The sequence below is a fragment of the Pyxidicoccus trucidator genome, from assembly GCF_010894435.1.
Taxonomy (GTDB): domain Bacteria; phylum Myxococcota; class Myxococcia; order Myxococcales; family Myxococcaceae; genus Myxococcus; species Myxococcus trucidator.
This window is the reverse complement of record NZ_JAAIXZ010000012.1, coordinates 257,801-277,562: the sequence shown is the minus strand read 5'-3', so window position 1 is coordinate 277,562 and position 19,762 is coordinate 257,801. Positions and strand designations below refer to the sequence as shown.

At 69.5% G+C, this 19,762-nt stretch carries 20 protein-coding genes; 13 read left to right on the top strand and 7 right to left on the bottom strand.

What is annotated here, in order from left to right; genetic code table 11:
- Nucleotides 1-86: 86 nt before the first annotated feature.
- On the top strand, nucleotides 87-1,022 hold the full coding sequence (locus G4D85_RS30825) for a bestrophin family protein (protein WP_164017612.1): 936 nt from the start codon (nucleotides 87-89) through the stop codon (nucleotides 1,020-1,022).
- Nucleotides 1,023-1,162: 140 nt separating this feature from the next.
- Nucleotides 1,163-1,570, top strand: coding sequence for a hypothetical protein (locus tag G4D85_RS30820; RefSeq protein ID WP_164017611.1), 408 nt, complete (start codon nucleotides 1,163-1,165; stop codon nucleotides 1,568-1,570).
- Nucleotides 1,571-1,662: 92 nt separating this feature from the next.
- Here the strand turns inward: G4D85_RS30820 and G4D85_RS30815 are convergent, their stop codons facing one another.
- Nucleotides 1,663-2,484 carry an alpha/beta fold hydrolase gene (locus G4D85_RS30815; protein ID WP_164017610.1) on the bottom strand — a complete coding sequence of 274 codons (822 nt, stop codon included), beginning with the start codon at nucleotides 2,482-2,484 and terminating at the stop codon, nucleotides 1,663-1,665.
- 103 nt (nucleotides 2,485-2,587) lie between these two features.
- Here G4D85_RS30815 and G4D85_RS30810 point away from each other — a divergent pair, with 103 nt between their 5' ends.
- Together G4D85_RS30810 and G4D85_RS30805 are read left to right on the top strand one after the other, a co-directional pair.
- Nucleotides 2,588-4,042 (top strand): tectonin domain-containing protein, encoded by a 1,455-nt coding sequence (locus G4D85_RS30810; RefSeq protein WP_164017609.1) that lies wholly within the window; start codon nucleotides 2,588-2,590, stop codon nucleotides 4,040-4,042.
- 196 nt (nucleotides 4,043-4,238) lie between these two features.
- Nucleotides 4,239-5,615 carry a chymotrypsin family serine protease gene (locus tag G4D85_RS30805; protein WP_164017608.1) on the top strand — a complete coding sequence of 459 codons (1,377 nt, stop codon included), beginning with the start codon at nucleotides 4,239-4,241 and terminating at the stop codon, nucleotides 5,613-5,615.
- On the opposite strand, the gene G4D85_RS30800 is transcribed toward G4D85_RS30805, so the two are convergent.
- Nucleotides 5,612-6,256 carry a TetR/AcrR family transcriptional regulator gene (locus G4D85_RS30800; protein ID WP_164017607.1) on the bottom strand — a complete coding sequence of 215 codons (645 nt, stop codon included), beginning with the start codon at nucleotides 6,254-6,256 and terminating at the stop codon, nucleotides 5,612-5,614. The two genes, G4D85_RS30805 and G4D85_RS30800, sit on opposite strands and share 4 nt — an antisense overlap.
- A 120-nt stretch (nucleotides 6,257-6,376) precedes the next feature.
- On the opposite strand from G4D85_RS30800, the gene G4D85_RS30795 reads away from it, so the two are divergent.
- Together G4D85_RS30795 and G4D85_RS30790 are read left to right on the top strand one after the other, a co-directional pair.
- Entirely contained in the window at nucleotides 6,377-7,192 is an 816-nt protein-coding gene (locus G4D85_RS30795; protein WP_164017606.1) for an alpha/beta fold hydrolase, read from the top strand.
- A gap of 32 nt (nucleotides 7,193-7,224) precedes the next feature.
- Complete coding sequence (locus G4D85_RS30790) at nucleotides 7,225-8,214, top strand: extracellular catalytic domain type 1 short-chain-length polyhydroxyalkanoate depolymerase (protein ID WP_164017605.1); 990 nt, start codon at nucleotides 7,225-7,227, stop codon at nucleotides 8,212-8,214.
- Between the two features lie 17 nt (nucleotides 8,215-8,231).
- Here G4D85_RS30790 and G4D85_RS30785 read toward each other — a convergent pair whose 3' ends face one another.
- Complete coding sequence (locus G4D85_RS30785; RefSeq protein WP_164017604.1) at nucleotides 8,232-8,657, bottom strand: VOC family protein; 426 nt, start codon at nucleotides 8,655-8,657, stop codon at nucleotides 8,232-8,234.
- 118 nt (nucleotides 8,658-8,775) lie between these two features.
- On the opposite strand from G4D85_RS30785, the gene G4D85_RS30780 reads away from it, so the two are divergent.
- Entirely contained in the window at nucleotides 8,776-9,342 is a 567-nt protein-coding gene (locus tag G4D85_RS30780; RefSeq protein WP_240359586.1) for a TetR family transcriptional regulator, read from the top strand.
- Here G4D85_RS30780 and G4D85_RS30775 read toward each other — a convergent pair.
- Both G4D85_RS30775 and G4D85_RS30770 read right to left on the bottom strand, forming a co-directional pair.
- On the bottom strand, nucleotides 9,320-9,958 hold the full coding sequence (locus G4D85_RS30775; protein ID WP_164017602.1) for a DinB family protein: 639 nt from the start codon (nucleotides 9,956-9,958) through the stop codon (nucleotides 9,320-9,322). The two genes, G4D85_RS30780 and G4D85_RS30775, sit on opposite strands and share 23 nt — an antisense overlap.
- A 206-nt stretch (nucleotides 9,959-10,164) precedes the next feature.
- Entirely contained in the window at nucleotides 10,165-11,607 is a 1,443-nt protein-coding gene (locus tag G4D85_RS30770) for a pyridoxal phosphate-dependent decarboxylase family protein (protein ID WP_164017601.1), read from the bottom strand.
- Nucleotides 11,608-11,837: 230 nt separating this feature from the next.
- Here G4D85_RS30770 and G4D85_RS48995 point away from each other — a divergent pair, with 230 nt between their 5' ends.
- The 3 genes from G4D85_RS48995 to G4D85_RS30760 all read left to right on the top strand — a co-directional run bounded on the left by G4D85_RS48995 (nucleotide 11,838) and on the right by G4D85_RS30760 (nucleotide 13,405).
- Nucleotides 11,838-12,074, top strand: a complete 237-nt coding sequence (locus G4D85_RS48995) for an Rdx family protein (RefSeq protein ID WP_240359585.1) — start codon at nucleotides 11,838-11,840, stop codon at nucleotides 12,072-12,074.
- Nucleotides 12,075-12,479: 405 nt separating this feature from the next.
- Nucleotides 12,480-12,950, top strand: a complete 471-nt coding sequence (locus G4D85_RS30765; RefSeq protein WP_240359584.1) for a hypothetical protein — start codon at nucleotides 12,480-12,482, stop codon at nucleotides 12,948-12,950.
- Between the two features lie 134 nt (nucleotides 12,951-13,084).
- Nucleotides 13,085-13,405 (top strand): hypothetical protein, encoded by a 321-nt coding sequence (locus G4D85_RS30760; RefSeq protein WP_240359583.1) that lies wholly within the window; start codon nucleotides 13,085-13,087, stop codon nucleotides 13,403-13,405.
- A gap of 55 nt (nucleotides 13,406-13,460) precedes the next feature.
- Here G4D85_RS30760 and G4D85_RS30755 read toward each other — a convergent pair whose 3' ends face one another.
- Nucleotides 13,461-15,134, bottom strand: a complete 1,674-nt coding sequence (locus G4D85_RS30755) for a DUF1501 domain-containing protein (RefSeq protein WP_164017598.1) — start codon at nucleotides 15,132-15,134, stop codon at nucleotides 13,461-13,463.
- Between the two features lie 14 nt (nucleotides 15,135-15,148).
- The gene (locus tag G4D85_RS30750; protein WP_164017597.1) at nucleotides 15,149-17,548 is read right to left on the bottom strand and encodes a carbohydrate-binding domain-containing protein; all 2,400 of its coding nucleotides are present in this window, start codon (nucleotides 17,546-17,548) and stop codon (nucleotides 15,149-15,151) included.
- A gap of 211 nt (nucleotides 17,549-17,759) precedes the next feature.
- Here G4D85_RS30750 and G4D85_RS30745 point away from each other — a divergent pair, with 211 nt between their 5' ends.
- From G4D85_RS30745 to G4D85_RS30735, 3 genes are all read left to right on the top strand, one after another.
- Nucleotides 17,760-18,080 (top strand): hypothetical protein, encoded by a 321-nt coding sequence (locus G4D85_RS30745; RefSeq protein WP_164017596.1) that lies wholly within the window; start codon nucleotides 17,760-17,762, stop codon nucleotides 18,078-18,080.
- 48 nt (nucleotides 18,081-18,128) lie between these two features.
- Complete coding sequence (locus G4D85_RS30740; RefSeq protein ID WP_164017703.1) at nucleotides 18,129-18,953, top strand: 2,3,4,5-tetrahydropyridine-2,6-dicarboxylate N-succinyltransferase; 825 nt, start codon at nucleotides 18,129-18,131, stop codon at nucleotides 18,951-18,953.
- A gap of 61 nt (nucleotides 18,954-19,014) precedes the next feature.
- Nucleotides 19,015-19,653 (top strand): dimethylsulfonioproprionate lyase family protein, encoded by a 639-nt coding sequence (locus G4D85_RS30735; RefSeq protein ID WP_164017702.1) that lies wholly within the window; start codon nucleotides 19,015-19,017, stop codon nucleotides 19,651-19,653.
- Nucleotides 19,654-19,762 lie beyond the last annotated feature (109 nt).

Sequence of the window (19,762 nt, the reverse complement as noted above, 5' to 3'; positions counted from 1 at the left end):
AGCCCACGCGGCGCTTCGCTTCCTGAATGGACCGGGGCGCAGTGTCCTTGCGGCCACCGGGGAATTGGAGCAGGAGGGCGCGGACCGTGATTGTCCGTCCCCGTCCCAGCCCTCTCCGACTCCTCTTCGTCGTGCGCGGCACCATCCTGCCGCGCGTCCTGCCTCACGTCCTGGGCATCGCGGTGCTGTCCTGCCTCGTCGTCTGGGGCTTCAGGCAGAGCGGCATGCGCCCGCTGGTCGCCTCACCCGCGCCCCTGTCGTTGCTGGGCATCGCACTCTCCATCTTCCTCGGCTTCCGGAACAACGCCTCCTACGAGCGCTGGTGGGAAGCTCGCAAGGTCTGGGGCGCACTCCTCATCGAGCTGCGCACGTTCTCGCACGAGGCCATCACCCTGCTGGACGACGGCCGCACCGAGCTGCCCCTGGCAGGGCAACAGGTGGCGCGGCGGCTCGTGCACCGGAACATCGCCTTCGCGCACGCGCTCGCCGCGCACCTGCGGGGGCACGATGCCGGGGAGGATATCTCCCGCTTCGTCCCGGAGCCGGAGCGCTCGCGCGTGCTGGCCAGTGCAAACCGGCCGAATGCCCTGCTGCGCGGGCACGCCGAGGAGCTGGCCGCGTTGCGGCGGCAGGGCCGGCTCTCCGACATCCCCTGGAGCACGCTGAGCGAGCGGGTGCATGCGCTGATGGGCGTGCTGTGCGCCTGCGAGCGCATCCGCTTCACCCCCGTGCCCTTCGCGTACACGGTGCTTCTCCACCGCACCGCGTACCTCTTCTGCCTGCTGCTTCCCTTCGGGCTCGCCGAAGCCGTGGGTTGGTTCACGCCGGTGCTCTCGGCGATGATCGCCTACACCTTCTTCGGGCTCGACCGGTTGAGCGACGAGTTGGAGGAGCCCTTCGGGGATGCCCCCAATGACCTGCCCCTGCTCGCGCTTGCCCGCACGGCCGAGATGAATCTGCTCGAAGCGCTGGGCGAGCCACAGCCCGAGCCGCTGCGGCCACGGGACTTCATCCTCGAATAGCCGCCGATGAGCGTGTCAGACGTGCTGCACAGGATGCTTCATGGCCGCCAGCTCGCGGCCAGCGCAGCAGTCCCCTCTACGTGTGGAGCATCGACTTGTCCGTCAAAGCGTTCTTGAAGCCTTCGTTGGTGGGAGCAGTCTTGGCCGGTGCGATGGCGTTGCTCGGCTGCGGCGGCGACGCCCAGGGGGATGCCACTCCGACTGGCGACAAGGGGGGCTCCACGCCGGTGGAGTCCGCTACGGGCTCGCTGGCGGCGAGCTGTGTGCTCGGTGATGGGTATGTCATCGCCAGCGGTTCCAGCAAGACGATCTACCCGGTGTCGTGTCCCTCCGACTGCAATGACTTCCCCAATGGCGGGCTCGACCTTGCGATGTTCTGTAAGGACGGCATCCTGGGCGAGAACGATCCGCTCCTGACCGGCGGAACGGTGGGCCCTCCGTTCCTGAGCGGCTCCACCTTCAACGGTTACAGCCGGTGTACCGCGCGCCCGAACCCCTACAGTGGCTGGGCGCAGAGCGCGGATAGGAAGACCTGCGTGAAGCTCTGACCGCGCGCCATCAACCCTTGGGCCTGTAGCCGGGGAATCGCGGCGCGAGGGAGCACTCGCGCCGCGTGCCGTCTTTCCACCCGGGGGCCTCCTCAGCCGTCCAGTCGCTCGAGCAGCTCGCGCACCAGCGTCTCGAAGGCGCGGGGCTGCTCGAGGTTGGGCAGGTGCGCACAGCCCGGCATCACGCGCAGGTCCGCGCCGGGGATGCCGCGCGCGAGCAGTGCGCAGCGCTCCTGAAGGTGCGGCAGGTCCAGGTCCCCGTACACCACCCGCGTCGGCACGCGCAGCTCGCCGAGCCTCGGCAGCGCGGGTGGGGGCTCCCGCTCCGCGCCGGGGGACGGTGCGCGCAGCGCCACGCCGTTCATCTCCAGGAAGAGCGCACGCGCCGCGCCGTCCACCCGGCCCTCGGGACCTTGCGGCCCGTCCAGCCACAGACGGGCCTCCAGGGCATTGACGCGCTCCACATCCCCCCGGCCTTCCGCCTCCTCGATGCTCGCGGCGAGGCTCGCCACGGAAGGCGCGGGCGCGGCGGGGGCAGGTGCGCCACTCACCGCGGGCGCGACGAGCACGAGGCCCCGCACCCGGTCCGGATGCGCGAGCGTGAAGTCGAGCGCCACGCGTCCGCCCTGGGAGCAGCCCACGAGCACCGCCTGGCGCTCGCCCAGCGCATCGAGCACCGCGGCGAGGTCCTCCACATGGCTGAAGGGCGCGGGTGCCCCGTGGCTCTCTCCGAAGCCGCGCCGGTCATACGCGAGCGCGTGGTGTGTGGAAGCGAAGGCGGCGAGCTCGGCGCGCCACATCCGCCGGTCCGCCACTCCCGCGTGCAGGAACACCAGCGCTGGCCCGCGCCCCGCGTGTTCGCCCGCGAGGCGCGTCTGCCCCCGTTCGACTTCGAATCGCTCGTGCGCCGTCATGGCTCCAGCATAGTTCGCGGCGCTCACCGGGGGAGTTGGCATGCGACGTGCTCTGAGCAGCGCCGTCGTCGTGAACACCCCCAACGTCAGAGGACCCAAGAACATGAGAAGTCACTCGAAAGCCACGAGCCTCGCGGGGCTCGCCATCGGATTGCTGCTGCTCGTGGGCGCCCCCCGAGCCGAGGCGCAGCAGCAGGTGCCCGCGGTCGCGCAGGTACCGGCGAACGCTCCCCCCGCCATTCCTCCGGGGATGAAGGTGACGTGCACGCAGGGGCCGGGCACCGGGGCCGCGGCCACCACCTGCCCCGTACTCAAGTGGTACGGCTACACCTACTGGGCCTTCAGCTTCAGCGACAACCGCCTGGCGATGGGCATCGTCGCCTATGACTCGGCGGGCAAGGTCGTGGCGCAGTGGGAGAAGCCCGGCGCCCGCTACGTGTACGCCATCACCGTGGACGCCACCAACAAGAGCGTGACGTTCGCGGGCCAGTCGGATGCGAAGATCTCCATGACGTGGGACGCGCTGTTCCCGCCCCCCGTGGTCGTCCAGGTCCCGGCGAACGCGCCGCCCGCCGTCCCCGCTGGCATGAAGGTGACGTGCACTCAGGGGCCGGGCACGGGGGCCGCGGCCACCACGTGCCCCGTCATCAAGTGGGGGGGCTACACGTACTGGGCCTTCAGCTACACCGACAACCGGCTGGCGATGGGCATCGTCGCCTATGACGCCACGGGCAAGGTCGTGGCGCAGTGGGAGAAGCCTGGTTCCCGCTACGTGTATGCCATCACCGTGGACTCCGTCGGCAGGAACGTGGTGTTCGCCGGCCAGTCGGACGCGAAGATCACCATGAAGTGGAGTGACCTCTTCCCTCCGGCCGCGCCGCTGGCGACTCCGCGCTGGGAGCTGGTGGCGGGGCCCGCGGGCGCCACGCTCAAGCAGGTCTCGGTGGGCAGCGCCAACGCCATCTGGGGGCTGGATACCGCCGGCTTCCCCTGGCGGTGGACCGGCTCGGCCTGGGAGAAGAAGGCCGGCACCGTCAGCACCCTCTCCGTCACGGCCGACGGCACCGTGTGGGCCACCAATCCTCCCGACTCCCTGCGCGTGCTGAAGCTGGACGTCGCCAACAACAAGTGGACCTGGAACATCCCCACCGGCATGAAGCAGGTGGCCGCCATCACCGCCACCACGGCCTGGGGCCTGGACAATAGCGGCTCGCACTTCTGGCTGAACGGCTCCACCTGGGAGAAGAAGGGCTGCTGCGTCAGTCAGCTCGCTGTCGGCTCGGATGGCGTGCTGTGGGCCACCAACCCTCCGGACGCCAACCGCGTCCTCCGCTGGGACGGCACGAAGTGGGCCTACAACATCCCCGCGGGGATGACCTTCGTGACGGTGGGCAATGCCCAGAACATCTGGGCCCTGAACGGCTCGGACCAGGTCTTCAAGTGGACCGGTGCTGCCTGGCAGCCGATTCCCGGCGCGCTGCGGAACATCTCCGCGGCTGGTGATGGCACCGTCTGGGGCCTCAATGCCCAGGGCATGGTCTACAAGTGGGTCCCCTAGCCGCGAGCGCATGAGGGGCGCCGCGGCGCTCCCTCGTCGCGAGCACTGACGTGTCAGGGGAGTGCCCTGACACGTCAGCAGGGCCACCGGAGCGCGTCCCCGCCCGCAAAATAGCAAATCCAGCACTCCCTAATTGCCAGGGAAATCATGGCGCACCGTATCCGTGGTGACTCACCCACCACGCGAGGAGTACGCGATGAAGTCCGAGAAGACGTCGCAGCGGTTGTCCGTGAAGGAAGCGGTTGGCATGTCACGTCTGGTGCGCAAGGGGGCCCTGGCCTTCTCGCTGGCCGGAATGCTGTCGCTGTCCGCCTGCGGAGACACGGCCGGGACGGCGGTGAATGACAAGGATGTGCTGGCGAAGACGACGACGACCGCGCTCCAGGCCGTCTCCAAGGCGAGCAATGCCGACGAGGCGCTGCTCGCGCTCGAGCAGAGCCTGCCCAACCTGGGAGGCTTCTACCTGGACGAGACGGGAACGGCGCGCATCCTGCTCACCGGGAAGGCCAACGCGGCGGAGCGCTCGAATGCCGCGGCCATTGGCAACGCCCTGGCGGGCCAGCGCGCCTCGCGCTTCAAGGACATCGCCGCGCGCCGGCCCACCGTTGTCGAGGAGGCCCGCTTCCGGTTCTCCGAGCTGGTGAGCATGCGGGACAGGTCGGTGGAGGTCCTCAATGTGCCGGGCGTGCAGACGCTCGACGCGGACGAGCGACGCAACCGCGTCGGCGTCGGCGTGGCGTCCGCCGAGGCCGCGGAGCGCGTCCGCGAGTGGTGGGCGAAGCAGGGCCTGCCGGTCGAGGGCCTGGAGGTCTCCGTCCAGGAGCCCGTGCGGCTGCTGACGACGCTGGATGACGAGGTCCGCCCCGTGCCGGGTGGCTACAAAATCACCAACGACAACGGGAGCGGCTGCACCATCGGCTACTCCGTGCGCCACAATGACCGGAACGGGGAGATGGGCTTCATCACCAACTCCCACTGCACCAACGTCCAGGGCGGCACCGAGAACACCGAGTTCGACCAGCCCCAGTCGGGCTTCCTGGACCCGAACGACATCGGCATCGAGCGGATGGACCCGAACTACATCAGCACGCTTTCCGGCTGCCCCAGCGGCAAGCTCTGCCGGCACAGCGACTCGGCGTATGCCAACTTCAAGAACTCCTCCTGGGCGCGGCTGGGACGCCTCGCCGAGCCTGTGTCCTACTGCAACAACCCCACCACCCACTGCACGCTGACGGTCAACACCTCGACGGAGATTCCCGTGGGCGTCATGTCCGGCGCTCCCCTCATCGGGCAGGACTTCGAGAAGGTGGGCCAGACGACGGGCTGGACGTTCGGCCCCATCGCGAACACGTGCTTCACGGTGAACCAGAGCGGCTCCTCGATTGCGCTCCTGTGCCAGTACTCCGTGAACGCGGGCGTCGACTCCGGGGATAGCGGCTCGCCCGTCTTCACCTGGGACGGGACGACGCACCCTGTCGGTGGGCTGCTGTGGGGTTCGTTCAGCAACTCGACCTTCATCTTCAGCCACCACAGCAGCATCGCCCTGGACCTGGGCTCGCTGACCTACTTCTAGCGGCTGGTGGCGCTGCCCAGCATGCGCAGCGCCAGCTCGGCGTGGGCGTCGGCGAGGGTGTCGACGTCCAGTGCGCCTCCTGGCTCGTACCAGTACGGGAGGCGCACCCCCATCGCGGCAATCGCGCGCGCGGTGACGAGGGGATGGGGAGGCGCGAAGCGTCTCTTGGAGACGCCGCGCTCGATGACCTCCATGAGCAGGGCGGCCGACTGCTCACGGAGCGCCAGCGCGGGCGCGGCCATCTCCGGTGTCAGCGCGTAGAACTCCTCGTTCACCACCAGGGCCAGCTGCGGGTGCTCCGCGTGAGCGCGGGTGTGGGCCCGGACGAGCGCCCGCACCTGCTCGGCGGGCTCGGCGCCCGCGTCCAGCAGGGCTGCCCGGAGCAGCTCGTGGTGGGCCTCATGGCCGATGCGCACCAGCTCCATGAGCACGTGCTCCTTGGAGGGGAAGTGCGCGTACAGCGCGCTCGGCCGCAGCTCCAGCACGGCGGCCAGGTCCCGAATCGACGTGTCGTGGAACCCCCGGCTCGCGAAGAGCTGCAGGGCCGTCTCCAGGATGCGCCGACGCGTGCCGTCGGGGCCGGCCGAGGGGGGAAGGCTCGCGGGCTGGGCTCGCAGCCGGGGGCGGGAAGGGGAACTCATGAAAGAACCTTGAAAAACGAACGTTCGTTCAGATAGGGTGGCGCTGCGAATCGAAGCACTTTCTACCTGAACCCGTGAATGGCCGTTCGTTCAGCCGGCGGCCGGAGTCTGGAGACCGGCATGCCCATGCTTCCGCTCGACGGGGTGTCCCTCCATTGCGACACGCGGGGTGACGGGGCGCCGGTGCTGCTCCTGCATGGCCTGGGCTCGTCCGGGCGGGACTGGGAGCTGGTGACGCCCCGGCTCGCGGCGGGCCACCGGGTCATCGTCCCGGACGCGCGGGGACATGGCCGGAGCGAGACGCCGTCGGGGCCGTACGGGGTGCCGCTCTTCACCCGGGACATCGCCGCGCTGTGCGACGCGCTGGGCCTCACCCGGGTGCACGTGGTGGGGCTGTCGATGGGCGGGATGATGGGCTTCCAGCTCGCGGTGGACCGGCCGGACCTGGTGCGCAGCCTGGTCATCGTCAACAGCGGGCCGGAGCTGAAGGCCCGGACGCTGCGCCGCAAGTTCGCCTTCGCGCTGCGGCTGCTGGTGCTGCGGTTCCTCGGCCCCATGGGCATGGCGAAGATGCTCGCGCCCCGGCTCTTCCCCAAGCCGGAGCAGGCGGAGCTGCGGCAGCGCGTGCTGGACACCCTCGGGCACAACGACGCGGATGCGTACCGGCGGGCGACGCGTGGGCTCCTCGGCTGGAGCGTGCTGGAGCGCGTGAAGGACATCGCCTGTCCCGTGCTGGTGCTCCACTCCGAGCGCGACTACACGCCGCTGTCCGAGAAGCAGGCGTACGTGGCCCTGCTCCGGGACGCCCGCCTCCAGGTGTTGAGCGACTCCGGACATGCCGCGCCGCTCGACCAGCCCGAGCAGCTCGCCGAGGCGGTGGAGGGCTTCCTGCGCGAAGTCGAAGGCGCGGCGCCGGCCACGCGGCTCCCAGCCTGAGCGGTCCGAAGTTCCCCCGAAGGAGGCAGGCCATGTCGATGAGTCGGAGTGTTGGCGCGCTCGCGCGGATGCTGCTCGTGTCTCTCGCACTCTTCACGGGAGCACCGGCCGAGGCCGGCTCCTGGGTGCACGGCTACCATGGCGGACGGGGCTTCCAGCTCTGGGTGCCCGAGGGCTACCAGCCCGACGCGCCGCTCCCGCTGGTGGTGGCGCTGCACGGCTGCCTCCAGAACCCGGACCAGTTCGCCGGCCTCACTCGGCTGAACGTGAAGGCGGACGCGGAGCGGTTCCTGGTGCTCTATCCAAACCAGGCGGTGTTCGCCAATCCCACTCAGTGCTGGAACTTCATGCTCGGCACCAACCAGGAGCGCGGCTCGGGCGAGCCCGCGCTGATGGTCGGCATGGTGGACCTGGTGAAGCAGCACTACGCGGTGGACGCGCGCCGCGTCTACGTCGGCGGAGTCTCCGCCGGGGCCGTCATGGCGGGCACGCTGATGGCCTGTTACTCGGACGTCTTCGCCGCCGGCATGGTGGGCGCGGGGGCGATGTACAAGGCGGCCACGACGATTTCAGGCACCGCGTGGGCGATGACGTTCGGCAGCATCTACCACCCGGATGACCGGGGCAGGGATGCGTGGGTGTGCTCGGGCCGGCCGGGCCGGACGGTGCCGGTGCTCGTCATGCATGGCACCGAGGACGACGTCGTCAACCCCATCAATGGCGAGCAGGCGGTGCGGCAGTTCCTGCAGACCAGTGACTACGGTGATGACGGCCTGAACAACGACAGCGTGCGCTACGTGGCGACGTGGAAGGCGAGTGCCAGCGTGCCCGGAGGCCGGACGTATACCGTGACGGACTACGTGTACGGGGGCGAGCTGCTGGCAAGGCACTACTCCATCCGCGGCATGGGCCACGCCTGGCCGGGAGGAGACGCGCGCTACCCGTTCGCGGACCCCTCGGGCCCGGACGCCACCACCTTCATGTGGGACTTCTTCCGGCAGCACGCGCTGGACGCGCCGTAGCCTGCTTGGGTCGGGCCTCAGCGCGGTAGCGCCTCGTCGGCATACTGCGCTGCGAACTCGGCCGACGGGGGGATGGGCTTGATGACATCAATCATCACCCCGTTCGGGTCCGCGGTGATGAAGTGGCGCTGTCCGAACGGCTCGTCGCGCAGGGTCCGGAGGATGGGCAGGTTCGCCGCCTGGACTCGCGCGTAGACTTCGTCCGGGTCGTCCACCTCGAAGTTGAGGAGCAGGCAGGAGGTGCTTCCCCGCGAGGCCTGCGGGAGCGTCTCGTGGTCGTTCCGGACGATGCCGAGGTTGACGCTCGAGCTCCGGGTCGACTGCAGGTGCACGTACCAGTCGCTCTCGAACAGGGGCTTGAACTGGAAGTGCGTGACGTAGAAGCGCGCGGCCTCCGCCACGTCGGGGGCCAGCAACACCGGGTAGTAGGCGGTGGTCTTCATCTCTTTCGCTCCTCCTCCAAGGTACATACAGTCTGTATGTAGCTTCCATTCCACTAACATACAGGCTGCATGTATGCAACGTAGAGCAGGCAGGCGCTCGAACCGTGAGCGGACGGAAGTGACTCGTGGGGACCTGATTGGGGCCGCGCGCAAGCTCTTCACGGACCAGTCCTATGCGGAGACCAGCACGCCGGAAATCGCCGCCGCGGCCGGCGTGACTCGGGGCGCGCTGTACCACCACTTCGAGGACAAGCAGGCGCTCTTCCGCGCGGTGGTCGAGCAGGAGGCGCTCGCCGTCGCCGAGGAGATTGAGCGCGCCACGCCGCCAGCGCTCCCGGTGCGCCGGGCGCTGCTCGCCGGAGCGGACGCCTATCTCGCGGCCATGGCCCTGCCAGGGCGCACCCGGCTGTTGCTCCTCGACGGCCCGGCGGTGCTCGGCCGCGCGGAGATGGATGCCATCGACCTCCGCCACGCGGGCCGCACGCTGCGGGAGGGGCTGGCCGCGGCGATGCGCGAAGGCACGATGGTCAAGGGGCCGCTCGACGCGCTCACGGGGCTCTTGTCGGCGGCGTTCGACCGCGCGGCGCTGGCCATCGACGCGGGCGCGTCCGCCGCGGACTACCGTGGCGCCATCGTCGCGCTCATCGAAGGGCTGCTCACCGTCAAGGCGCGCGCCCGCCCGTGAGGAGCTGCTCCTCGTGCATGGCCTCGCTCATCTCGAAGTAGGGAATCTTGGGCTCCCGGTCGAGCAGGCGGGCGTACTGCGCGAGGGCCCCGCGGTGGTGCGCCGTGTGGTCAATCATGATTTCCAGCGCCTCCTGCGGCGTCCGGAGGCGGATGGGGTTCTCCGGGAGCGGCAGCAGCAGCTCCTCCCGGCTGAGCTGGCCATACAGCTCCGCGGCCAGGTCCATCGTCTCGTCGAAGGCGCGGAGCGCGAAGGCGAGCGGGCTCTCCGCGTCGCTTCCACCCGACAGGTTCTCGTTGGAGACCTTCGTCCACTCCATGCTGGTGAATCCTGGGCCCAGTCCGAGCCAGACCTGCCCCTCGCCCCGGCGGCTCTTCCACTCCCGCCCCTGGAAGCGCTCCATGGCCGGGAAGACGCCCGCGAGGAACAGCTCCAACCCCGCGGTGACGTGGTGGACGTGGCCCGCCACGCTCAGCATCCCCGGACGGGGCTGGAAGGCGGCGTCCTGGTCCTGGAAGGCCTGGAGGGTGCGGCGGAAGAACTGCTTGTGCGCGCGGATGCGGACGGCGGACTCCAGCTCCGGCGGGGTGGCTGCATCAGGGGTGTGGGCGGTCATGCGCGTCCAGCAAGTCGAAGGTGCGGGTGGCGAGCGGGCACGGGCAGCGAGTGCGACGCGCCCCAAGAGGGACGAGGGCCTGAGCAACATCGGGGCCAGGGGGGCTCTCCGAGGGAGGCACCTCGTCACGTGTAGAGCCGGGAGCAACAGCCGCGCTGGAGCTGTGGCCCCGAAGGCAACGTCCCCGGGCGCGCCCGACAGCGGGCCTACCGCCGAGCCGCCGTCCGGAGCGCCTCCAGCATCGCGTCCAGGTCCGCGTCGGTGGTGAGCGGGTTGATGAGGGTGACGCGCAGGTACACGCCCTTGGGCAGCTTCGTCTGTACCAGGTAGAAGTCCCCGCGCGTCACCAGCCGCTCGCGCAGGCGGGCTTGCAGCGCGTCCCACTCCTCGGGCGGCACGTGCGCGGGCGTGTGGCGGAAGCAGAGGATGTTGCAGTCGGGCGGCACCGCCACCTCGAAGTCATCGGCGGCGGACAGGCGCTGCGCGAAGCGGCGGGCCTGGTCATACGACTCCGTCACCGCGTCGGAGAACAGGCGCGTGCCCAGCACCGCGAGGCAGGCGTACACCTTGAGCGCCATCATCTCCTTGGTGCACTCCATGGTGCGCAGGGCCACGTCGCTCCAGGGGCGCTCGGCCTCGCCGTGGAAGAGGTAGCTGGCCTCCTGGGCGAAGGCCTCGAAGGAGCGCGCGCCGTCGCGGAAGAGGACGGCCGTCACCAGCGCCGGCATCAGCAGGCCCTTGTGCGCGTCCCACACCACGGAGTCCGCCCGGTCGATGCCACGCACCAGGTGGCGGTACGTGGGGCTGAGGACGGCCGAGGCCCCGTGCGCGCCGTCCACGTGGAACCAGAGGCCGTGGCGCTCGCAGAAGTCGGCCACCGGCTCCAGCGGGTCGAAGGCGCCGGTGGCGGTGGAGCCGGCGCTGGCCACCACCGCAATCACCTTGCGCCCCGCGAGGGTGGCCGTCTTCAGCGCGGCATCCAGCGACTCGGGGCGCAGGCGGAAGTGCTCGTCCACCGCGACGGGCGTCACGCCGCCCTCGCCCCAGCCCATGATGCGGGCGGTGCGGGCGACGCAGTAATGCGCGGTCTTCGCCACCAGCACGGTGAGGGGCGGGCCCGCGTGCGCGCCCTGGTTCCAGGCGTCATAGCCGGCCTTCGCCTGGCGCGCGGCGAGCAGCGCGGTGAGGTTGCCCAGCGAGCCACCGGAGGTGAGGATGCCGTCGGTGCTCCCCGGCAGGCCCAGGCGCGCGGCCATCCACCGCAGCACGTTGCGCTCCATGGCGGTGGCGACGGGGCCCATCTCGTACACGGCCATGCCGTTGTTGAGCAGCGACGACACGGCGTCGCACAGCGCGGCCAGTGGCACTGGCGCCGTCACCTGGTGGCCCACGTAGCGCGGGTGGTGCAGGTGGTTGGAGCCGGACAGCACCCGGGCCACCAGGTCCGCGAAGTCGCCGTTGGGCTCCTCGGGGAAGGAGGCGGCGAACCGGTCCACATTCACCGCGGGCGCCGTCCAGGGCAGCACCGGCCCCTCCCCGCGCTCCGTCCCGGCGAGGTAGCCGGCCAGGGTGTCCACCAGTCGGTGGCCCTCGCGGCGGAACGTCTCTGCGTCGTAGGCGGCGGCGACCCGCTGGTGGAAGTCCGTCATGGTGCGGCGGAACCTAACCGCGCGGGCGCACCGGTGGAACGGCCCTCTCGTCGGTTTCCAAGGCTCCGGTTCTCTCCCAATCAGAGCGGCTCGTCTCCGGGCGGCCGGGTGGGCGCCGCGCCGTGGGGGAGATGGCAGGCGGCCGGGCTGGCGTAGGGCCGGGCGGCGCACTAATTCAGGGGTACGGGCGCACACGCCGTGCGTCCCGTGCACGCGCAAGGAGGCCCACCATGGCCGACCCGAAGGTGTCGATTACGTACTGCAACTCCTGAGGCTACAAGCCCCGGGCCGCCCGTGCGGCGGCCGCATTGAAGGACGAGCTGGACCTGGAGACAGAGCTGAAGCCGGGACCGTCGGGGGTCTACGAGGTCGCTGTCGACGGCAGGGTGGTCATCAAGAAGCAGACGCTGGCGTTCCCCACCGAGCAGGAAATCGTGGACGCGGTGTCGAAGGTGCTGCCGAGGTAGGCCCGCCGGCTCGATGAGTCCAGGCTCGCGGCCGGCACGCCCTCACGGGTTGCCGGCCGCGTTGCGTCTCCCGCCGGATGGCGGCGACCGGGCCCAGAGCGTGAGGAACTGGAGCGCTCCGTGGGCGGTGGCCTGGCCCAGGGGCTCGCTCAGCACCAGGACTTCTCCAGGCTACCGGCATTGGCTGCTATCTAGAGCCCTGTCTCGCTCGACTCCTTGGGAGCGTGTGCATGAGGGGCAGTGCCGATGAGGCTTCGTGGGCTGCTGGTACTCGGGTTGCTGTCCGCTTGTAGCAGTGGGGACTGGTACACGAGGAAGGGCGAGGGCACGCTGTACGGTCGCCGCAATGGCGATGTCTGGGTCCGTGGTCCCTGGGAGGAGATTCAGTCATCCCGGGATGTGGACGTGGTGATTGACCAGTTGTGCCCGGCCATCATGAAGCTGCCGCGCTCCAGTGCTGGCGCCTACGGCCAGGAATACTGTGGGGCTATCTACAGCCTCGATGGCGTCTACTACGCAAGTTACGGCTCTCCGCTCGGGAAGACGGTGCTCATGTCCCCGGAAAATCGGAAGCAGTGCCATGTGCCTCGTTACGTGGTGGATGTACGTGGGCAGGCTTCGATCCTCGCTGACTACCACAGCCATCCATGGCAGCCGTCCCCCATGTCGGACCGCGACTTGTGGAGTCATAGCCAGCGCTGGTTGCTACGAATCCAGTTCGATACGGCATGCCGCGTCATGAAGCTCATCCCGTATGCCGGTGAGAGCCGCCCAGGCGAGGTGTACGCAAGAGAAGCGCGGCGCTGGAGGTTGGTGGGTCGCATCCTGCCCGAAGACAAGCCCTATGGGATTGTCACGGCCGTGGATGGGGAATGAGTCAGGTGAGGACGCAAGGGAAGCCCATGAAGTGCATTGCATTGCTGGCCTGCTGCTTGTTCCTCTCGGGCTGTTCGCTGTTCCGTCGTCCCTTCCGCCCGGTCCGGGCGCCTCCCGAAGAGGCAGCCCGGGTTGTGTTCCCATTCGCGCTGTCCGAGCAGCAGAAGCAGGGGTTGACGCGAATCTCCGGCCCGGTTGCCGCTGCAATCGAGCTGGCGATGGATGATTTCCGTCCTCGGGACATCAAGCCTCCTCGTGGAGCCACGCCCGACGAGGTGTGCATGTACCAGCGCCACTCCTTCGACGTGACGACCATTCCCGGAACGGACGGGGTCCTGTTCGTCCGATTCACGCTGAGCCCCGGAGCGTGTGAGCAGGAGGGAATGATTCTGGATGCGGGCGCCACCTATGCGGTGGATGTCCAGGGGTGGCGCATCCTGTCGGTCCAGAAGTAGGGCTCGCGGCCGGCACGCCCTCACGGGAGTTGCCGGCCGCGTCCGTGTCCAAGGCTCAGGGCTTCTTGATGAACGTCAGCGGCGCCCTGTCATTGCGGCCCTTGCCCGCGGCCTTGAGCGCGGCCGGGTTCAGCCCGGACAGGTACAGCGCCGTCGAGTACAGGTGGCCCGAGTCGGTGATGAAGCTGCTGGTGCTCTTCGTCCGGCCAGGGACGAGCAGGCCGGTGTCCGGGTCATACGCCGGGTCCAGCGTGCCGTCCGGCATGAGGGGGATGCCCTCCAGCGACGTGCTGCCCACGCGGCCATACTGCGTGTTGCCGCGCACGGTGCCGCCCAGGAAGGCCGCGCTGCTGACGCGCCAGTGCTGGCAGCAGTCCTGGCCCAGGATTTCGTCGTACTTCTGCGTGTCCGTCAGCCCGGTGTTGGCGAGGATGGACTCCACGTCGCCGGAGATGGTGCGGCCCATCTCCGAGGCGAGGACGATGGTGGTGAAGTCGTAGTAGCTCTTCCCCGTCGTCCCGTACGGCGTGGCCTTGAGCTTCGCCACCAGCGTCTTCAGCGGGCTCCAGAGGTTCTTGCGCATCATGTCGCGCTGGTCCGCCTGGCCCTTGTTGTTCATGATGAAGCGGCGGTCTCTGTGGCTGTCGAAGTGGCGCAGGCCCCGGTTCTCGATGAAGAAGCCGATGGACAGCCCCTTCGTCATCAGCTCGTAGGTCATCAGCGCCTGCACGTTGGTGTTGGGCGTCTCCTTCGAGCGGGCGGGGTTGCCGTTGATGGACGAGGAGTCCGTCGCCTCGTCCGCCGCGGTGATGCCGAACTCGGCGCGCAGCGTGGTGTTGGTGAAGAGGGTGCGCGGGTCCAGGTTGATGGTGCCGCCCGCGGTGAGCGAGCGGTGGATTTCCAGCGCGGAGGCGAAGGCCGCCACCGACTCGCTGTTCTTCGAGTCGAGGAAGTTCTGCTGGAGGTTGTCGGTGAACTGGCGGATGCGCGCGTCGCGCTGGCCCTGGGCCACGCTGCCCAGCGAGGACAGGCGCTCGCGCATGGCGGCGGGCGTCTTGCCGTAGATGGTGTGCGCGTGCACCGGGCCCAGCCGCTCGTAGTAGCCGGTGCCGTCCGGGTAGGAGGGAATGGACAGCTCGCCGTCCGAGAGCCACCGGTGCCACGAGACATGGGGCAGCAGGAAGCCGTTGCCGTAGGCCTCGCAGAAGGCCTGCATGACGGTGCGCTCGTCCGGGTTGCGCTTGCCGGACAGGGACGCGCTGTACTTGCCGTAGTGGTACTCCCAGCGGCCGCCCGAGTGGAACGTGTTGCCGTTGTGGCTGGACACCACCGCCAGGTTGTTGAAGAGCTCCAGCCCGTCCTGCGCGAGGTAGCCGTACTGGATGTTGCCCTGCGTCCTGGGCGGGTCCAACGGCGAGGTGCCGTAGCTCTTCGGGCGGTAGAGGTGCTGGCTCCAGGACGGCGTGGGGCGCAGCGTGCCCGCGGGGATGACGCGGATGGCGTCATTGGGCGTGTGGACGGGGTTGAACATGCTGTACCCGTCCCAGCCTCCCTCCTGGAACCAGTAGATGAGGAAGTGCGGGTCCGTGGCCTCGGCGGCGGCGGCCTGGGCCAGGCCCAGCTCCTTCTTCGTGCCCGGGACTCCGAAGGCCCGGAAGAAGCGGAGCCAGTCCAGGGCGCTGATGGCGGTGCCGGCGGCGGCGCCGGCGAGGAATTGGCGGCGGTTCATGGCGGTCCTTCCAGTCAGCGGCGCTGGTACTCGGGCGAGGTGGCGACGGCCTTGAGCACGGCCTTGAGGTTGCCGTTGTTTTCCTGTGTCACGTCCCACAGGCGCTTGTAGATGACGCGCTCGTCCTGCGAGTGGCGCATCTCCCGGCCGAAGAAGAGGGCGAACTGGGCGTTGAGCGTGCGGCGCACGAAGGCTTCCTTCTTCACCGCCTGCGTGGCGAAGGCCTCCATGCCCGTGCCCTTGTACGCGTAGACGCCCACCAGCCCGCGGTCGCTGTCGTCCAGCGGCTTCCCGTCCTGGTCCGTGGTGCGGTAGTTGCCCTCGTCGTCCCACTTGAGGCGCTGGTGCGCCAGCGGCGTGAGCGTCTGGTGGCAGGCGAAGCAGATGCTGGTGGGGTCCACCGTGGAGGCGGCCGTGGCCGCGCCGCGCATGTCGAAGACCTCCGAGGGCACCTCGTACATGGCGCCCATGAAGTCCGTCATGACACGCGCCGCGTAGTTGTAGTGCGGCAGGCCGGGCTTGTTCTTGATGAAGCCCTTCATGGTGAGCACGCCCGTCTTCCCGTGCTCGGGTGCGCGGGCCACCTGCTGGAAGGCGGTGTCCACCGAGTAGTCACCGGTGAGCAGCTCCGTCAGCGGCTTCCCCTCGGCGACCAGGTGCGTCCACAAGCGCGCGGGCTCGTCCGTGTCGGGCGTGCCCTCGCTCTCCGTCCGGATGCGCATCCGGTGGTAGTAGTACGTGCGGAAGTCCGGGGACTCCAGGTACGTGTCGACCATGGCCTCCCACGTCTTCTGCCCGCTCTCCAGCGCGGTGAACTCGGCGGAGGTGGGCGGCCGGCCCAGCAGGTCCTGCGCCAGCTTCACCAGCAGCAGCCTGTCGCGCTCCTTGCCGCTCAGCCCTTCGTAGGAAGGGGGCAGGGTGAAGAGGAAGTCGGGAGCGCGCAGCAGCCCCTCGCACAGGCCGCTCCACGCCTTGGTGAGGTTGGGCTCGAAGTCGTTGAGGTCCTTCACCAGCGCGTAGCCGTTGGTGCGCTCCTGCGCGGTGGCGGCGCGGTACAGCATGCGCCGGTAGAGGGTATCCACCTTGGCCTTCGCCGCGTCCGCGCGCTGGGTGCCGGTGGAGGCCTCCGTGGGGCCGTACACCTGGAGCGCGTCCACGTGCAGGTTGCGGTCGCAGACGCCCGTCTCGCCGTAGTCGTTGGTGAAGTGCACCGACAGCACGTGGTCGCCGGCCGTCACCGCCTGGCTGTGGACGAAGTCCGCGTAGGCCGTGTTGTTGGGCACGTCCCACTCCTTCACGATGACGCCGTCCACCTTGAGCTGGAGGTGCGGCAGGTCAGGGCCACACAGGTCGCCCTTCGACTTCACCGTGAAGCGGTACGTGGCGCTGGCGGTGAAGGGGTAGGGCTGGGCCGTCGTCAGGCTGCCGGTGGTGTAGAGGTTCCAGCCGGTGCTGCCAGACCTTCCCCCATTGCTGGCGAGGATTTGCGTGCCGGCGGGGATGGTGCCGTCCGTGCGGGCGGCGCCCTCCATCTCATACTGCTTCGTGGTGGGGGCGGGGATGTCCAGCAGCGGCTGCGCCAGGTCCAGCCCGGAGAAGGGGCCCGTCTTGTTGGTGGCGGCGACGAGGCACACGTCGCGGGCCAGGTCGTCCAGGCCCAGGAGGAAGTCCGCGCTGGCCGCGCGCGCCTCGACGTAGTGGTCCTTGTAGTCCACGCCGCCGAAGAGGCCCACGTTCTGGGCGAAGCGGTCCACGCCGTTGCGCACCCAGGTGTCGTTGAAGACGGCCTTCACCTTCCCCTTGAGCTGGTCGAAGCCGATGAAGGGGTTGTCGTACGTGGCCACTGAAGGGCCGGTGTAGGGCTGGAGCAGGGCCTGGGGGAACTCCTCGTCCGGCCGGGCCGCGGGCTGGCGCGACTCCACCGCCTCCAGCTGGCAGGTGAGGCTGGCCACGGCGGCGATCTCCTGGGCGCTCCAGGAGGGCTGGCCGCGGGGCATGCGCACCGCGGCGTCGGGCGTCACGAGGCGCGACAGCAGCGAGCCGGACTCCGGGTTCATGAAGCCGGCCGCGCGCGCGGCGTAGAACGTCTCCACGCCCTCGTAGCTGACCTTGAAGAGACGGCCGCTGGTGGTGGCGTGGCAGGAGATGCAGCCGGACGACTCGCGCACCATGGCCGGGTGCACCTGCTTCGCGAAGTCCGCGGCGATGGTCTGCAGCGTCACGCCGGCTGGAACGCTGTCCAGGTCACACGGGAGCGTGCCGTCCTGCTGCACCGGGGGTGGGGGCGGGTTCGGGTCGCTGTAGTCCGGCACGCCGTTCTGCAGGTCCTGGGAGACCTGGCCGTAGCAGCCGGCGACGGACAGCGCGAGCACAGCGAGGGCATGGCACCACGGGCGCCGGGGGGTTGCGCGCATGAGCCCTCCAGTAGGGGGGTGGGGGGTGACTCAAGGGTGTCATGATTGTCCGCTGGAGAACCAGACGGTTGCTTGGAAAATGAAGAAATCCCCGTAAAACCGCTGAAAAATTCCAGGTTGAGAGCGGGCGGACGGGCAGGAAGCCGGGCGCCCGGCATGTGCTCGCGGACAGGCGGGCGGCGCCCCAGCTTGAGTCCAGGAGGTCTCATCCATGGCGTGGCCAGAGCCGGCGTCGCCGTATGCACGGCGCTCCATCATCCAGGGGATGCGGGTGCACGACGGGGGCGGGAAGAAGCTGGGGCACGTGGCCCTCATCGGCCAGGAGCACCTGTATGTGCGGCGCTGGCCCTTCAGCCGTCACTGGACGGAGGTGCCGCTGGCGCGGGTGCGGCAGGTGACTCGGGGCGAGGTGGTGCTGGACGGGCCGGAGGGCGGCCGGCGGGTGGAGGCGGGCAGGGGGCTCCACGGGGAGATTCCGACGCAGACGCACCCGCTGACGGAGCCGGTGGGGTGGAACAGCGCGCACTCCTGAGGCGCGACGCGCCAAATTGTGATTCAAGGAGGCGCCATGTCTTCCGCCATGTCTCCGCTCGATGAGCTGTCGCAGAAGGTGTCCGCCGCGTTCGCGGACAGGACGAAGCTGAAGGACCCGGCCCACGTGGCCGCCGTGCGCGAGACGCTGGCGCGGCTGGACTCGGGCGAGCTGCGCGTGGCGGAGAAGGGCGCGGACGGGTGGAAGGTCCACGCCTGGGTGAAGGAGGCCATCCTCCTGTTCTTCGCCGTGTCGGAGATGCAGGTGATGGAGGTGGGCCCCTTCGAGTTCTACGACAAGGTGCCGCTCAAGAAGGGCCTGGAGGCCGCGGGCGTGCGCGTGGTGCCGCCGGGCACGGTGCGCTACGGCGCCTTCGTGGAGCGGGGCGCGGTGGTGATGCCGGGCTACGTGAATATCGGCGCGCGGGTGGGCGCGGGCACCATGGTGGACACGTGGGCCACGGTGGGCAGCTGCGCCCAGGTGGGCAAGCACGTGCACCTGTCCGGCGGCGTGGGGCTGGGGGGCGTGCTGGAGCCGCCCACGGCGTCGCCGGTCATCATCGAGGACGGCGCCTTCCTGGGCAGCCGCTGCGTGGTGGTGGAGGGCGTGGTGGTGGAGGAGGAGGCGGTGCTGGGCGCCAACGTGGTGCTGACCGCGTCCACGCAAATCATCGACGTCACCGGGCCGGAGGAGAAGGTCTACAAGGGCCGGGTACCGGCGCGCAGCGTGGTGATTCCCGGCATGCGGGAGAAGCAGTTTCCCGCCGGGAAATTCATGGTTCCGTGCGCGCTCATCATCGGCCAGCGGACGAAGTCCACGGACCAGAAGACGAGCCTCAACGCCGCCCTGCGGGACTTCGCGGTGCCGGTGTAGCGGTGGAAATCCAAGCGAACCCACATTCCGTAGTTAGGGTGGAGTGGGGTGGAATGTGACGATGGAGCATCTGGACGACATCCTGCCGGAGTGGGCGCTGGGCACCCTGGATGCCCCCGCCCGGGACGCCGCCGAGCGGCACCTGGAGGGGTGCGCCCGGTGCCGTGCCGAGGCTGCCCGGCTGCTGCCCGTGCGTGAGGGGCTGACGGCGCTGGTGGTGCCGGTGGAGCCTCCGCCCCAGGTGCTGGCGCGGGTGATGGAGCAGATGGAGGGGCCGGGACGGCTGGCGCGCTTCGCGGACCGCGTGGCCGCGTTCTTCGACGTGACGCGGGAGCGGGCGCTGGAGGTGCTGGCGTCCTTGAGCGACCCGTCGGTGTGGATGCCGGGGCCGGTGGGGGGCTCGGAGTTGCTGCTGGTGGAGACGGGGCCCGCGCGCAAGGCGGCTCTGGCTGGCATCCTCCGGTTGAACCCGGGCGTGCGCTACCCACGGCACCTGCACCATGGCCGCGAGTGGAACCTGGTGCTGGAGGGCGGCTTCCGCGAGGACGATGGCCATGAGGTGTGGCCCGGCGAGGAGCTGATGAAGACCGAGGCCAGCTCGCACGGCTTCACCGCGCTGGAGGGGCCGGCGTGCCTCTGTGCTTCGCTGCTGGAGGGGGTGACGAGCTTCGAGGAGGAGGGGTTGGCTCCGCTCGGGTGAGCAGGGAGTGGTCCAGCACGCGGATTTCTCCTTGGCGATTCGTTTGTCATCCCAGGGAAGTCGGTCGGCAGGCCAACTCCAATCCGAGGTGGCACGGGGGTATGGTGGC

What these genes read in the sequence shown, in the direction of transcription:
- G4D85_RS30735 (WP_164017702.1), top strand. Translation starts at nt 19,015, where the DNA reads ATGGAGCATCTGGACGACATCCTGCCGGAGTGGGCGCTGGGCACCCTG.
- G4D85_RS30795 (WP_164017606.1), top strand. Translation starts at nt 6,377, where the DNA reads ATGCCCATGCTTCCGCTCGACGGGGTGTCCCTCCATTGCGACACGCGG.
- G4D85_RS30810 (WP_164017609.1), top strand. Translation starts at nt 2,588, where the DNA reads ATGAGAAGTCACTCGAAAGCCACGAGCCTCGCGGGGCTCGCCATCGGA.
- G4D85_RS30745 (WP_164017596.1), top strand. Translation starts at nt 17,760, where the DNA reads ATGGCGTGGCCAGAGCCGGCGTCGCCGTATGCACGGCGCTCCATCATC.
- G4D85_RS30740 (WP_164017703.1), top strand. Translation starts at nt 18,129, where the DNA reads ATGTCTCCGCTCGATGAGCTGTCGCAGAAGGTGTCCGCCGCGTTCGCG.
- G4D85_RS30800 (WP_164017607.1), bottom strand. Translation starts at nt 6,256, where the DNA reads ATGAGTTCCCCTTCCCGCCCCCGGCTGCGAGCCCAGCCCGCGAGCCTT.
- G4D85_RS30750 (WP_164017597.1), bottom strand. Translation starts at nt 17,548, where the DNA reads ATGCGCGCAACCCCCCGGCGCCCGTGGTGCCATGCCCTCGCTGTGCTC.
- G4D85_RS30790 (WP_164017605.1), top strand. Translation starts at nt 7,225, where the DNA reads ATGTCGATGAGTCGGAGTGTTGGCGCGCTCGCGCGGATGCTGCTCGTG.
- G4D85_RS30815 (WP_164017610.1), bottom strand. Translation starts at nt 2,484, where the DNA reads ATGACGGCGCACGAGCGATTCGAAGTCGAACGGGGGCAGACGCGCCTC.
- G4D85_RS30770 (WP_164017601.1), bottom strand. Translation starts at nt 11,607, where the DNA reads ATGACGGACTTCCACCAGCGGGTCGCCGCCGCCTACGACGCAGAGACG.
- G4D85_RS30775 (WP_164017602.1), bottom strand. Translation starts at nt 9,958, where the DNA reads ATGACCGCCCACACCCCTGATGCAGCCACCCCGCCGGAGCTGGAGTCC.
- G4D85_RS30785 (WP_164017604.1), bottom strand. Translation starts at nt 8,657, where the DNA reads ATGAAGACCACCGCCTACTACCCGGTGTTGCTGGCCCCCGACGTGGCG.
- G4D85_RS30805 (WP_164017608.1), top strand. Translation starts at nt 4,239, where the DNA reads ATGAAGTCCGAGAAGACGTCGCAGCGGTTGTCCGTGAAGGAAGCGGTT.
- G4D85_RS30755 (WP_164017598.1), bottom strand. Translation starts at nt 15,134, where the DNA reads ATGAACCGCCGCCAATTCCTCGCCGGCGCCGCCGCCGGCACCGCCATC.